Source organism: Neobacillus sp. GCM10023253 (genome assembly GCF_042653105.1).
GTDB lineage: Bacteria > Bacillota > Bacilli > Bacillales > Cytobacillaceae > Neobacillus > Neobacillus citreus.
This window is the reverse complement of sequence record NZ_JBHSHV010000003.1, coordinates 446,811-460,399: the sequence shown is the minus strand read 5'-3', so window position 1 is coordinate 460,399 and position 13,589 is coordinate 446,811. Positions and strand designations below refer to the sequence as shown.

Genomic DNA, 13,589 nt, shown 5'->3' with positions numbered 1-13,589 from the left:
CCCTGCATAAGGGATATCCTATTCTTCTAACTATTTTGATGTATCACCTGCAACTTCGACAGCAATGGTCTTTTATTTTCCCAAGAAACCCGAACCGGCAGATTAAAAAATTGGGTAAGGCCCTCGCTCGATAACATTTCATTGGTGTTTCCGTACGCAAAAACCTGCCCCTCCTTTAGCAACAAGGTTTTATTGAATACAGGGAGAATCTCTTCCACATGATGAGTAACATAAATGATGGCTGGTGCATCTGGGTTTTTGGCAATCGTCTCGATTGATTCCAATAGTTTTTCACGGGCAATAAAGTCCAGACCGTTCGTTGGCTCATCGAGAATCAGCAAAGACGGGTCAGCCATTAACGCGCGGGCAATTAACACCCGCTGTTTCTCCCCTTGCGATAAAGTTTCATAATTTCTGTTAGCATAATCGATGCAGCCAAGCTCCTCAAGTAAGGAAATGGCTTTTCTTCGTATTTCGTCTGTGGGAGCTTCATAGAGACCAATGGAAGCGAATGCTCCGCTTAGTACCACTTCAAAGGCATTATCGCCCGGGTGAAATTTTTCCTGAAGTGAGGATGAAACAAAGCCAATTTGCTTGCGCAGCTTTTCAGCAAGATAGGTTTTCCCAAACTCCATTCCTAAAACATTAATTTTTCCCTTTGTCGGGAAATTATAGGCGTTCAGCAAATTTAGGATGGCCGTTTTACCAGAACCGTTTAAACCGAATAAAACCCAATGCTCCCCTTTTTCTATTTGCCAATTGACATTTTTTAAAATCCAATTGTCGCTCCGTTTGAGCGAAACGTCCTCTAGTTGCAGAATCATTATTTTACTCCCCTCTTATGATTGACTTTATACATAATATAGTATCAAAATTTTCCGAAAATAAAAATATTGAGAGTTTTCCACTCTAAAAAAAGCAATTATGAACATTCTTTGAAACTATTCTATTTATAAGTGTTTCCCCAACTTTCGCCGCATAATTCTACAAATTTCTTGGTTTACGATTGCTATATTTTGAACGTAAGGAAAATATTAATTTACTATTGTTCAACATTTCACAATAAATGATTTTAGGGAGGAACAATCAATGGCAGTGGAAGAAAAAATGTTACAGCAAAAGCAAACAGTTTCGATGATTGACCGATTAGCAGCTAATGCCGCTCAGGCAGCTACGGAGTTTCGCAGCTTTACGCAGGAAATGGTCGATGAAATTGTCAAGCAGTTGGCACTTGTTGCACTCGAGAACCACGATAAATTTGCCAGAATGGCTGTTGAGGAAACGAATCGAGGCCTTTACGAAGATAAAATCACGAAAAATATGTTTGCAACAGAGATGATTTATCACACCCTTCGAAATCTGAAAACGGTCGGCATTATCAGTGAAAACGCGCATGAGGGCAGCTATGAAATTGCCGAACCTGTCGGGGTCATCGCCGCGCTGGTGCCTGTGACAAATCCCACATCCACTGTCATTTATAAATCTCTTATTTCTATGAAAACAAGAAATCCGATTGTTTTTTCCTTTCACCCCGTTTCACAGAATTCGGGAAGGTTCACAGCTGAACTTCTAAGAGAAGCCGCTGTCCGTGCAGGCGCTCCTGAAAATTGTATTCAATGGATGGAAACTACCACTCTGGATGGTATCAATATGTTAATGAAGCATCCAAAAGTATCGCTAATTCTTGCGACCGGAGGTTCTAGCATGGTGAAAGCCGCATATAGTTCCGGCAAACCGGCAATTGGTGTCGGACCAGGCAATGTACCTTGTTATTTCGAAAAAACTGCCAATATCAAGAGTTCCGTCCAAGACCTGATTATGTCGAAAACCTATGATAATGGAATGATTTGTGCCTCTGAGCAAGCGTTAATCATCGATAAAGAAATCTATACCGAAGTCATTACGGAAATGATCGCCAACAACTGTTACTTTTTAAATGAGGAGGAAAGGAAACAGTTAGAAAAAGTAGCGATAAAAGAAGAAACCGGATTCCTCAATCCGATGATTGTCGGTCTTCCAGCCTTTAAAATTGCCCAAATGGCCGGAATCGAAGTCCCATTTGATACCAAGGTTTTAGTGGTCGAGTTGGAAGGAGTCGGACCAAAATATCCGCTTTCCTGTGAAAAACTAAGCCCTGTTCTTGCCTGCTATAAGGCAAATAGTACAGAGGAAGCCTTTAACCTGGCAGAAGCCACATTAGAATACGGTGGACTCGGCCACACCGCTTCCATTCATACGGCTAATGACCAGATTGTTGAACAGTACGCGATGAGAATGAGAGCAGGAAGGATCCTAATCAATACTCCTTCCGCCCAAGGGGCAACTGGAAACGTTTATAACGATTTACTGCCGACACTAACCCTTGGCACGGGCACATATGGAGGAAACTCGGTTTCAGTCAATGTCGGTGCCATGCATTTACTTAATATTAAAAAGGTGGCCAAACGCAATAATAACGCCCAAATCCTAAGGACACCGCCACAAATTTATTATCGTAAGAATTCTGTTCAGGCATTGGAAATCATCCCGGATATTAAAAGGGCATTTATTGTCACAAGCCCAAGTTCGGTGAAAAACGGTTATGTCGATAAAGTGCTCCATTTTCTAACGAAACGACCTGATTTTGTCCACTATGAGGTGTTTTCTGAGGTGGAGCCTGACCCTAGCATCGAAACGGTCATGGCGGGTGCTGAATTGATGAGACACGCTAAACCGAATATGATCATTGCCTTAGGAGGCGGTTCTGTCCTTGATGCAGCAAAAGCGATGTGGTTATTTTACGAGGATTCTGAGGCAAACTTTAACACCTTGAAACTGAAGACTCTTAATCCGAGAAAACGAGTTGTGACTTATCCGAAGCTTCGGGAGAAGGCTAAGTTGATCGCGATTCCGACTACTTCCGGAACAGGTTCGGAGGTTACCTCCTTTGCCGTCATCACGGATAAAAAAGCGAATATTAAATACCCGCTTTCCGACCCTGAACTTTTACCAGATGTGGCGATCATCGATCCACAGTTCTCGATGACTGTTCCGAAGGAAAACACAGCAGACACCGGAATGGATGTCTTAACACATGCTCTTGAAGCTTTTGTTTCAGTCGTTGCCAATGATTTTACAGATGGACAGATTATTAAGGCCATTCAGCTAGTATTTGAGTATTTGCCAAGGGCGTACCGTAACGGTTTTGATGAGCTGGCCCGCGAGAAAATGCATTACGCTTCCACGATTGCGGGCCTTGCATTTAATAACGCCTATTTAGGAATTAATCACAGCCTTGCCCATGCGGTTGGCGCCGAGTTCAATATCGCTCACGGCCGCGCAAACGCGATTTTCTTGCCGCTTGTTATTCGCTATAACGCGGTGAAGCCGACGAAATTTACGCCATTTGCCGGTTATGAGTATTATAAGGCTGATAAACGTTATGCTGAGCTGGCAAAAATGCTGGGGCTTCCGGCACGGACAACGGAAGAAGGTATTGAAAGCTTGGTTGAAGCGGTGATTAGTTTGGCAAGAGAGCTCGATATGCCTTTAAGCGTCGAGGAATGCGGTGTGAGCCAACCTGTATATGAAAGTAAGATTGCCGAGATGGCCTTACATGCCTTTCATGATCCTGATACAAACGTCAATCCGAAGCGTCCATTAACTAGAGAACTGATGGAAATCCTGCGTCAAGCTTATAAAGGGGTATAGTTTTAATATATGGGAGGTGCCTCAATCGGGGATTTGAGGCACTTTTTTTGTTTGGGTTTATCCAATATAACGATTCGCAGATAAATTCAGGAATTCGCAGATATATTCGGGGATTCGCAGATATAATTGGAAATTCGCAGATATATTTCAAAATTCGCAGATATCCCTTAAAAATCCGCAGATATTTTAATCCATCTTTTTATATCCTATTCTGCTAGAGACCTGTATTTCCCGCTAAAATAAATAAGCGGTTCGGCGTTTGATTCTTCAATGGAAATTTCAATTACCCTGCCTATAAATAGTGTATGGTCCCCTTCCACATGTGCAGCTGTTACTTCACATGCGACCTGCGCCAGTGCCCCGGCGATAACAGGCACCCCGCCCAGCCGGTCAAACGCCACTTCCCGATGCTCCTTCAGCTGCCCCGCGAAAATCATCGACAACTCCTGCTGTTCAGCCGACAGGATATTGACCGAGAATGTATTGGACTTTTTTATTTTTTCAAGCATAGATGCTTTTTCCGCAATTGATACGACAACCAGTTTTGGGTTGAGCGATACAGACATAAACGCATTTGCCGTCATCCCGTGAGCCTTGCCATCCACCTCTGTTGCCACCACTGTTACCCCTGTTGCAAACTTCCCCATCGCATTTCGAAATAAACGATCATCCATTAGCAGTCCCTCCCAGCTTTCCACATTAATTTATAACTATGTTGCAAAACCAATATAAATGAATGGTAAAAGCAGGTACCTTATAAAAAGCACTTGCTTTTAACATTCTATAAACCACCAAGCCCGGAAATCAGGATTCCAAAACAAGCTGTAAATAATAGAATATTAATCCCGAGACCAATCAATGCCCCCTGGCCCATCCGCTTCCTTCCCTTTGTAAAACAAATGATTGGAATCACAATCATGGCAATGGCGGCTATACATAGATAAGCAAAAAACATCGGGGAGAAAACTAACAAAACCAATAACCCTAGAAGATAAATCCCGATGGTGATGCCAATCCCAATCCATAGGTCTTTTAAACTCCCATCCTTTGAATTGTTCCCTTGATTTTGATTCATGCCTATTCCCCCCTTAAATGCTCAAAACTACTATTTTATAAATGTTCGTTCTTCCAGTTCCTGTTGGATTTTCTTCAATTCTTGTTCCTTTTCATCCCGATAAAATAAATTGTACGTATCAAACGGAATAATCCGGCCATCCGGATGGGCGATATGGACACAGGATTTTTTTACGGAGCGGACATCAAAGTTATGTGCATCTAAGAACTGCATAATAATCACCCGGAAGACGTTGTCATAGCCGATTTCTCCCGGCATTGCCACCTTTGGCAGGCAGCATAACAAGTCCTTCAAGGACAAGGCCGAGGAATCCGGAGAATGGTTCAAGGAGAACAATTTAAATATCATATTTTTAATATTATCGTCCTGTTCAAAAACGATGGTGTTGCGCTCGCCTTCCAGCAAAATATTAGGATCGATTAATCCTGTTAGCGGTGTCACATCCCCATTAAGCTTTAAGGCATAGCCCATTGCCAGGCAATCAGGATGGCATGGGACGGGGATTATATCCTTTGATCCAAACACATTCGATTGGTCAATAATCATTTGCCGTACTTCACTCAGCGTTAAGCGGTTAACAGAAGGGTCATATTCCTCCAATCTACCTGCTGCTTGAATAGGCTGAAAGGTCACCCCGCGGACACACTTCTGCTGCAGACCGTATTGAATGATTTTTCCTACTTCATGGTCGTTTAATCCCTTTTTCAAGGTGACAACAAGTGTAGTAGATATATTAAATTCATTTAAATGGTCAATCGCCTTTTGACGAATCTCTCGTAAATCTACTCCCCTTAATTCCTCCAATGCTTCTATTTCAAAGCTGTCAAATTGAAGATAGATTTCAAAGCCAGGAGAATACGAGGCTAAGCGCTTGACAAATTCCTTGTCATTTGCGATTCGGAGCCCATTTGTATTCACCATTATATGACGGATTGGCCGTGATTTTGCCATGTCCAGGATGTCAAAGAACTGCGGATGAATCGTTGGTTCGCCCCCGCTAATTTGGACGATATCAGGCTCACGCTCATTTTTAATAATGCTATCTAGCATAAATTCTATTTTTTCTATGCTGCGGAAGGTCCCTTTATGCGGCGAGGAATCCGCATAGCAAATCGGGCATTTCAGGTTGCAGCGCTCGGTAATCTCCAATAGTGTTAAACAGCTATGCTGTTCATGGTCCGGACAAAGGCCACAATCATACGGGCAGCCATATTTAATTGGCGTATTCCAGCGATATGGCATTTCCGAGGGCTTAATAAATTCACGGCACCACTTATAATAATCGACGTCTGTTGAAATCAAAACCTTTTCCCTGCCGTGCTGCATACAATGCTTAACCAAATAAACCTTTTCATTTTCAATGATGACCTTGGCTTCCACTTTACGATGACAGGTCGAGCAGATGCTGTTTGTTAATTCATAAAATAAATACGGCCGGTTAGGCATGGATTTCTCTCCTCTTCTCTGTTTGTTTTTTATTAATGAGCCATATGTAATACAAGATCCCCAGCAAGCTTGCCACTTGAATATTGTTTAAAAGCCAATATGGGTGCGGGGTTGGTTTAATAAAATCAATCATGAACCGAAACGTTAAATAACCAAGCATGTACAGCTGAAATAGCAGGCCTTCCCAGCCGATCCTATTTCTCTTTAGCTGAAAAAGTGCGACGGCAAGAGCACCCAAAAAAGCTATTTCATAAAGCTGTGTGGGGTGCCGCTTTATTCCGTCCCCAAAGTCCATCCCGGTGATCCAAGTTGTAGCCGTCCCATAAGTGTGGTCATCTAAGCCGGTTAAAAAACAGCCAATTCGGCCAATCATCATTCCAACAGCCAATGGCAAAACAAAGTCATCGCCGGTCGAGCGCTTCCATCCAATGCATTTTTTGGCTGTTTCAACACCAATCAGCCCGCCTAGTAATCCGCCGACAATTGTTTTTCCTTCCATTAAATAAATAAGATTATGCCAATTTTCCAGCGTTTCCTTTGGGTCTTCAAGCCAATAGAGAAATTTAGAGCCGAAAGCAGCGCCTAAGATTGCCCCAACAATGACCCAAAGGGCTTTATCCATTGGGATTCTATCTTTATTTCGTGTATATAAATAAACGCGGAAGCCGATAAAATAGGCTAATGATTCTAATAATAGATGGGGGTGAATGCCAAAAATATAGAAAGGGAAGTTCACTAAAACGTTATCCTCCTTTAAAGAATACTCCATGTTTTCTTCTTTATCTTATCAGAATCATAGAAAAAAATTATCATATTTTTTAAAATTTTCTAAACGTTATTGTATTTCTTTCTTTTTTTCGATCCTCGATATAAACTGATAGATGAACAAGTTTTAGCCGAGGTGAATCTGTGAACTTTCCAATCCTTGAAACCAAAAGATTACAATTAATCAAACTCACCCATCGCCATGTCGAAAGTTTGTTTGAAATATTTTCGCAAAATGAAGTAACGAGGTTCTATGGAACCGAACGGTTTACCCTGCCGGCCGAGGCCATGAAATTAATTGATTTGTTTCAAAAGAATTATCAAGATAAACGGGGAATCCGCTGGGGAATTAAGCTGAAGGAAAATCAAAAGATTATTGGAACCATCGGTCTTAATAACCTGCAACTGAAAAACAAACGGGCCGAAATTGGCTATGAACTGCATCCTGCTCTTTGGAGAAAAGGGTATGCGACTGAGGCCATTATAGAAGTATTACAGTTTAGTTTTACGCAAATGGAATTGTATCGGATCGGGGCCATCGTTTATCCGGAAAACGCAGCCTCGGTCAACCTGCTTCAAAAAATGGGCTTTACGAAAGAGGGCATTCTACGAGGCTATATGCATCAAAGCAATCATATTCATGATACATATGTATTATCGATACTAAAGCCAGAATGGGAAAAGAGCCAGGAAAATAAGTAACCTGGCTCTTTTCATTCCTCAAAGTAGTCTTTAAATTCCTTCGGATCCTTAGCCTTTTCATTATGATAATAAGGATTATTTTCGGTAACGTTCTTTGGGTCCAAATTTGTTTTAATTACTAACATGGGTCCGGTTGGACTTTCCGCAATGATTCGGTCATTTAACTTATCAAAATCAGTCATATTGCTATTTCCCGGTTGTTTCGTTTCCAAGTGATTACCACCTCCTAGAAATTAGCATGCTGATTTTAACTGGTAAACATGCATTCAAACATTTCTTGAAAAAAAGAAAAACTAGGAAGCAAAAACCTCCTAGTTAAAGTTATTCTTCTTCGCCACCTACTAAGAAATCCGGACTTAATTCTTCGAATTCCTCGTCGTCAACATCCATGCCCCATTCATCATCATTGTCTCTGCATCCTTCAGGATTTACGCGGACACAAACCTTGGTTTCACCAATGACTTCAACCAAGAACTCCCTTTCGACATGAACGATGATTTTGTTGCCATTTGGGGAAATGACGGCTTCACAGGTGTTTGGCTGCTGCAATACTTTTGCTACAATTTCGCTGTCGTCCATGCAGTCATGGTCACGGTATTTTAACTTAATGACATCTGTGTATTGGACCCGTTCCGTAACCACTTCTGTTTTGGTGTTATCGTTAAAGGAGTACCAAGTATTGATGTCATAAGTGCCGTGTATCTCAACTGTTTTACCAACTTTTTTCGCGTTATATTTATGGTTGATAACCCAACAGCCGAGAACGCTGGATGGATTGTGTGCCGGGCTAATCGTATGATTGGACTTTGTAAACTTCCGTCCCTTCGCTACTACGGCCTTCGCAAATATCTCTCTATATTCTCCCATTTTGCGCGAACCCTCCTCATTCAGTTTCATTTCATCCTATGCGAATGTCTATACTAGTGTGATATCTAAATCTGCGAATACTGGATAAAAGTTTAGTCATGATTCATCTTATGCGGGATGTCTAGGTGTGTGCCTTAAGGGGGTAGTCTTTTGCGGGAGGAATCCATATAAGGAAAAAAATAAGCCAGACTTCAGAAAGTCTGGCTTACATTTTTTAATGCTCGTGATCGCAATCATCGTGTCCTTCACAGGCTCCGCCGCCATTTTTCATGCTGGCGCCGGTTTCCCCAAGCAGCACATCACCGCCTGTTGAAATAATGATTTCATCTGTGACAGTATTTGAAATGGTTGTCGCAATTAACTGAAGCAATTCATTTACTTCGATTTGCGATTCCTTGAAATCTTGAACAACTGGAATGTCATCCAGCTCTTGTTCGATAGAAGCGATTTTTTCTTCAACCTTTTTCAATGCTTCCGGTTTGCCATAATGCTGCAGGTTTACAGCTTGCTTTTGCAATCCCTTAATATCAGCAATTAATGTTTTCACCTTTTGATTATCATGAATTTGCGCTTCTGCCCGTTTAAAGAAATCCACTTCCTGAGTATCTGCAATCATGCGAGCCAATTCTTTTGCACGAGCGACGATATCGTCTTTTGTATACTTCGTCACTTTAGTTCACCTCTGCTGGTTCTAGTTCTTCCACCATTTCTCCGTTTAATGACCATGTTTTTGCTTCGTTAATTTTTACTTTTACAATTTTGCCAATCGCTGACTTAGGACCAACAAAATTGACTAATTTGTTCTTGCTTGTATAGCCGGCAAGGACATCCGGATTGTTTTTACTTTCCCCATCCACTAGTACCTCGACAATTTGGCCCTGATATTTTTTCATAGCCTCAGCAGAAAGCTCGTTTACAAGGTTGTTTAAACGCTGTAAACGTTCTTTCTTTACTTCCATTGGGACGTTATCCTCCATCTTGGCCGCTGGAGTGCCTTCACGTGGAGAGTAAATAAATGTATAGGCAATTTCAAAACCTACTTCACGGTAAAGTGACATTGTTTCTTCAAATTGTTCGTCGGTCTCGTTTGGATAGCCGACAATAATATCCGTTGACAATGCGACATCCGGAATGGCGGTTTTGATTTTTCTAACTAGTTCTAAATATTGTTCTCTTGTGTACTTACGAGCCATAATTTTCAATACATCCGTTGAGCCTGATTGTACTGGCAAGTGAATATGATTCATTAAATTGCCGCCCTTTGCTAGGACTTCAATTAAATGGTCATCAAAGTCGCGCGGGTGACTTGTTGTGAAACGAACTCTTGGAATATCAATTTTACGGATTTCATCCATCAGATCTCCAAGTCCATATTTCAAATCCTCAAAGTCTTTTCCGTAAGCATTCACATTTTGACCAAGTAAAGTGATTTCCTTATAGCCCTGCGCTGCTAACTGGCGCACTTCCTGGATGATTTCTTCAGGACGACGGCTGCGTTCTTTACCGCGTGTAAATGGAACGATACAATACGTACAGAATTTATCACAGCCGTACATAATATTTACCCATGCCTTGATATTGCCGCGGCGTTCCTTTGGAAGGTTTTCAATTACGTCGCCTTCCTTGGACCATACTTCTACTACCATTTCCTTAGACATGTATGCTTCATGAAGGATATTAGGCAGTCTGTGAATATTATGAGTACCAAAAATCATATCAACTTGCTGATATGTTTTTAAAATTTTATTAACGACTGACTCTTCCTGTGACATACAGCCGCAGACGCCAAGAAGCAGGTCCGGCTTTTCCATTTTTAATGCCTTCAGATGGCCAAGCTCACCGAATACTTTATTCTCCGCATTTTCGCGAATCGCACAAGTATTCAATAGAATAACATTGGCATCCTCAGTACGGTCAGTCGGCTCATAACCTAAAGCTAAAAAGATACCTGACATTACTTCTGTATCGTGTTCGTTCATCTGGCAACCGTAAGTGCGAATATAAAACTTACGGCCTTTACCCATTCCGCGAAATTCTTCTGGAATAGCAAAATCATTTTGGTACTTTACTTCTTCTTTACCACGCTTTTTTGCATCTTTTAAGGAAGGCCCAGTAATTACTTGTTCGAAGTATTTGCTGTAATCCTTGGCGGATTTTTTGTCCGAAGAATTAGCAGCGTTTACTTGCTGACCTTCTAATCGTTGCTTTTCGTTCATGTGGGTTAATCCCCTTTCTTTAAAAAATTACTTCTATTATTATAAAGAATGCTAATTTTTTACTGTGCATAGAATTAACGGTTAATCTGCACATTATAATAGTATAAAGGTTTACGAACCTGAAAACAATAGAAAATCTAGGCTGCTTTCGATAATCACACTCTATAAAAAAAAATCCCGAGGGAGTGCCTCGGGATTTTCTTCACCATTACATGAATTCAGCAACTAATTTATCAAAATAATTTTGATCAAGCTCAAGGTCTGCTTGAGTTAACGGAGTTTCTTTGTAGCCATGAACTAATTCTTGGTAAGATTTTTGCTCCGTATTTTGATAAATAAGACCAGTTACTAAACCTTTATGCTTCATTAATGTTTGCATCGCTGCTTCGCGGTTATGTGGATCATAACCCTCGATATCGCTAAGCTTAGTAAGATTTTCTTTGAACCAGTCATAAGTGTTTACTTTATTATAAGTTACACATGGGCTGAATACGTTGATTAAAGAGAAGCCCTTGTGATTAATACCAGCTTCAATTAACGCAGTTAAATCTTTCAAATCTGTTGAGAAGCTTTGAGCAACAAAAGTTGCGCCCACAGTCAGTGCCATTTCCATTGGGGAAATCGCTTGTTCAATGGAACCTGCTGGTGTTGACTTTGTTTTAAAGCCAGCAGCTGAGCGCGGAGAAGTTTGACCTTTTGTTAAACCGTAAATTTGGTTGTCCATAACGATATAAGTAACGTCAATGTTACGACGGATTGCATGAATCGTATGACCCATACCAATCGCAAAGCCGTCACCGTCACCGCCGGAAGCGATAACTGTTAAATCGCGGTTAGCCATCTTAACGCCTTGTGCAATTGGCAGTGAACGGCCATGGATTCCGTGGAATCCGTATGAATTGATATAACCGGAAATACGACCAGAACAGCCGATACCGGAAATAACTGCTAAATTTTCAGGTTCTAAACCAACGTTTGCAGCAGCACGTTGAATTGCCGCTTGTACAGAGAAGTCGCCACAGCCAGGGCACCAGTTCGGTTTTACATCATTTCTAAAGTCTTTAAAAGTGGCCATTTAGAACAACTCCTTTGCTTTTGTGTAAACTTCGTGAGGTAAGAATGGATTACCATCATATTTCACATGCTTTACAATCTTGTCTGCATGTCCAACGTTCATTTTGATAATATTAGCCAATTGACCAGTCGCATTATTTTCTAACACGATAACCTTCTTCGCTGATTGAATAAGCGGAAGAACCTCGTCAGTTGGGAATGGGTGAATTAAGCGAATATGGGCATGGTTCACTTTTAAACCGTCATTTTCAAGGCGTCCCATTGCTTCTTCAATAACACCGCGAGTCGAGTTAAAGCCAACAAATAAAATATCTGCTTCTTCATGCTTCGCATTTTTATACACAGGTGTATTAAAGCGAATATTATCTAATTTACGCATACGCTTATCCATCTGCGCTAGACGGTTTGCAGCTGATTCGGATGGTTTACCAGTTTCAGCATGCTCAACACCTGTTACGTGGTGAATACCGTTTTTCATACCAGGGATAACACGAGGTGAAACACCATCTTCAGTTACCTCATAACGTTTGAAGTAGCCTTTTCCGTCAATCTCTGGAAGATCGCCATTTAACAGCTTACCACGACGAATTTCAACTTTATCAACGCTTAATGGTTCAACGGTTTGTTTACCCAAGGATAATTGCAAGTCAGTTAATAAAATTACCGGAACTTGATATTCTTCAGCAAGATTGAAAGCTTCTGCTGCATCATAGAAAGCTTCTTCTACTGTACTTGGAGCCATGACGATTTTAGGAATCTCACCATGTGTTCCGTAAATCATGGCCATAAGATCAGATTGCTCTTGTTTTGTTGGTAATCCTGTAGAAGGACCACCGCGCTGTGTATCAACGATTACTAACGGAACTTCAGTCATACCGGAAAGGCCGATTGCTTCCATTTTCAATGAAAGGCCAGGGCCTGCAGAGGCAGTAATTGTACGAACTCCAGCATAGTTAGCACCAATAGCCATTGTAGCTGCAGCAATTTCATCTTCTGTTTGAATAACTGTTCCGCCTAGTGCAGGAAGCTTCTTAATTAAGTATTCCATAATCTCGGAAGCAGGTGTAATAGGGTAAGCAGCCATAAAACGACATCCGCCTGCAATAGCACCAAGGGCAATCGCATCGTTACCGATCATAAACATGCGCTGTTTGCCGTCAGCTTTTTCAAGATGCATTGGCTCGACGCCTTGTCCAAGCTTATCTTTCATATTGTCAAAGCCAGCTTTAATGGCTTCCATATTCTTTGCAACTACCTGGTCGCCTTTTTTGCCAAAAATTTCACGTACAACTACCTCAAATACTTGGATATCCAAATCTAAAACGGCCGCGGTAGCGCCGATTGCAACCATGTTCTTCATTAATGAAGTACCAAGCTCTGTTGCAATTTCCGTAAATGGAACTACAAATAAAGAAGCTTCTGTATCTTCAGGCTTAGTTGGACCAAATTTAGCATCAGCAAGGATTAGTCCTTTGCTGTGAAGTTCTTTGTAGTTTACATCAATTGTTTCTTGGTCAAAAGCGACTAGGATATCAAGATCATCAGAAATAGAACGAACTTCTGTCGTGCTTACTCTTATTTTATTATTCGTATGGCCGCCCTTAATACGTGATGAAAAGTGACGATAACCATACAGGTAATAACCTAAGCGATTCAGTGCGATTGCAAAGATTTCACCGGTACTCTCAATACCTTCACCTTGTTGCCCGCCAACTTTCCATGAAAGTTGCTTAATCATGACTTACACCCCTTTG

At 41.3% G+C, this 13,589-nt stretch carries 13 protein-coding genes; 2 read left to right on the top strand and 11 right to left on the bottom strand.

Going from position 1 to position 13,589, the window contains the following annotated elements:
• Positions 1–26: 26 nt before the first annotated feature.
• Positions 27–824: an ABC transporter ATP-binding protein gene (locus ACFPA1_RS02655; RefSeq protein ID WP_378581125.1), complete on the bottom strand. Its 798-nt coding sequence runs from the start codon at positions 822–824 to the stop codon at positions 27–29.
• Positions 825–1,089: 265 nt separating this feature from the next.
• On the opposite strand from ACFPA1_RS02655, the gene adhE reads away from it, so the two are divergent.
• Entirely contained in the window at positions 1,090–3,690 is a 2,601-nt protein-coding gene (gene adhE / locus ACFPA1_RS02650) for a bifunctional acetaldehyde-CoA/alcohol dehydrogenase (RefSeq protein WP_378581123.1), read from the top strand.
• Positions 3,691–3,896: 206 nt separating this feature from the next.
• On the opposite strand, the gene ACFPA1_RS02645 is transcribed toward adhE, so the two are convergent.
• The 4 genes from ACFPA1_RS02645 to ACFPA1_RS02630 all read right to left on the bottom strand — a co-directional run bounded on the left by ACFPA1_RS02645 (position 3,897) and on the right by ACFPA1_RS02630 (position 6,947).
• Complete coding sequence (locus ACFPA1_RS02645) at positions 3,897–4,364, bottom strand: flavin reductase family protein (RefSeq protein ID WP_213140724.1); 468 nt, start codon at positions 4,362–4,364, stop codon at positions 3,897–3,899.
• A gap of 107 nt (positions 4,365–4,471) precedes the next feature.
• A complete protein-coding gene (locus ACFPA1_RS02640; protein WP_213140725.1) occupies positions 4,472–4,765 on the bottom strand; it encodes a hypothetical protein in 294 nt (97 codons plus the stop codon).
• 30 nt (positions 4,766–4,795) lie between these two features.
• Positions 4,796–6,211 (bottom strand): radical SAM protein, encoded by a 1,416-nt coding sequence (locus ACFPA1_RS02635; protein ID WP_213140726.1) that lies wholly within the window; start codon positions 6,209–6,211, stop codon positions 4,796–4,798.
• Positions 6,204–6,947 carry a prolipoprotein diacylglyceryl transferase gene (locus ACFPA1_RS02630; protein ID WP_241113832.1) on the bottom strand — a complete coding sequence of 248 codons (744 nt, stop codon included), beginning with the start codon at positions 6,945–6,947 and terminating at the stop codon, positions 6,204–6,206. The genes ACFPA1_RS02635 and ACFPA1_RS02630 overlap by 8 nt, the downstream gene beginning before the upstream one ends.
• A 173-nt stretch (positions 6,948–7,120) precedes the next feature.
• Between ACFPA1_RS02630 and ACFPA1_RS02625 the strand changes: the two genes are divergently transcribed.
• Complete coding sequence (locus ACFPA1_RS02625; protein ID WP_213140728.1) at positions 7,121–7,678, top strand: GNAT family N-acetyltransferase; 558 nt, start codon at positions 7,121–7,123, stop codon at positions 7,676–7,678.
• Positions 7,679–7,689: 11 nt separating this feature from the next.
• Here the strand turns inward: ACFPA1_RS02625 and ACFPA1_RS02620 are convergent, their stop codons facing one another.
• From ACFPA1_RS02620 to ACFPA1_RS02595, 6 genes are all read right to left on the bottom strand, one after another.
• Entirely contained in the window at positions 7,690–7,890 is a 201-nt protein-coding gene (locus tag ACFPA1_RS02620; RefSeq protein ID WP_213141341.1) for a hypothetical protein, read from the bottom strand.
• 109 nt (positions 7,891–7,999) lie between these two features.
• The gene (locus ACFPA1_RS02615) at positions 8,000–8,545 is read right to left on the bottom strand and encodes an outer spore coat protein CotE (RefSeq protein WP_213140729.1); all 546 of its coding nucleotides are present in this window, start codon (positions 8,543–8,545) and stop codon (positions 8,000–8,002) included.
• Between the two features lie 214 nt (positions 8,546–8,759).
• The gene (locus tag ACFPA1_RS02610) at positions 8,760–9,215 is read right to left on the bottom strand and encodes a RicAFT regulatory complex protein RicA family protein (RefSeq protein WP_213140730.1); all 456 of its coding nucleotides are present in this window, start codon (positions 9,213–9,215) and stop codon (positions 8,760–8,762) included.
• 1 nt (position 9,216) lies between these two features.
• A complete protein-coding gene (gene miaB, locus ACFPA1_RS02605; RefSeq protein ID WP_213140731.1) occupies positions 9,217–10,761 on the bottom strand; it encodes a tRNA (N6-isopentenyl adenosine(37)-C2)-methylthiotransferase MiaB in 1,545 nt (514 codons plus the stop codon).
• Between the two features lie 208 nt (positions 10,762–10,969).
• Entirely contained in the window at positions 10,970–11,836 is an 867-nt protein-coding gene (locus tag ACFPA1_RS02600) for a 2-oxoacid:ferredoxin oxidoreductase subunit beta (RefSeq protein ID WP_213140732.1), read from the bottom strand.
• Positions 11,837–13,573 (bottom strand): 2-oxoacid:acceptor oxidoreductase subunit alpha, encoded by a 1,737-nt coding sequence (locus ACFPA1_RS02595; protein ID WP_213140733.1) that lies wholly within the window; start codon positions 13,571–13,573, stop codon positions 11,837–11,839.
• Positions 13,574–13,589 lie beyond the last annotated feature (16 nt).

Bases quoted from the DNA above. Each gene is read 5' to 3' on its own strand.
- ACFPA1_RS02655 (WP_378581125.1), bottom strand. From the start codon at position 824: ATGATTCTGCAACTAGAGGACGTTTCGCTCAAACGGAGCGACAATTGG.
- adhE (WP_378581123.1), top strand. From the start codon at position 1,090: ATGGCAGTGGAAGAAAAAATGTTACAGCAAAAGCAAACAGTTTCGATG.
- ACFPA1_RS02645 (WP_213140724.1), bottom strand. From the start codon at position 4,364: ATGGATGATCGTTTATTTCGAAATGCGATGGGGAAGTTTGCAACAGGG.
- ACFPA1_RS02640 (WP_213140725.1), bottom strand. From the start codon at position 4,765: ATGAATCAAAATCAAGGGAACAATTCAAAGGATGGGAGTTTAAAAGAC.
- ACFPA1_RS02635 (WP_213140726.1), bottom strand. From the start codon at position 6,211: ATGCCTAACCGGCCGTATTTATTTTATGAATTAACAAACAGCATCTGC.
- ACFPA1_RS02615 (WP_213140729.1), bottom strand. From the start codon at position 8,545: ATGGGAGAATATAGAGAGATATTTGCGAAGGCCGTAGTAGCGAAGGGA.
- miaB (WP_213140731.1), bottom strand. From the start codon at position 10,761: ATGAACGAAAAGCAACGATTAGAAGGTCAGCAAGTAAACGCTGCTAAT.
- ACFPA1_RS02600 (WP_213140732.1), bottom strand. From the start codon at position 11,836: ATGGCCACTTTTAAAGACTTTAGAAATGATGTAAAACCGAACTGGTGC.
- ACFPA1_RS02595 (WP_213140733.1), bottom strand. From the start codon at position 13,573: ATGATTAAGCAACTTTCATGGAAAGTTGGCGGGCAACAAGGTGAAGGT.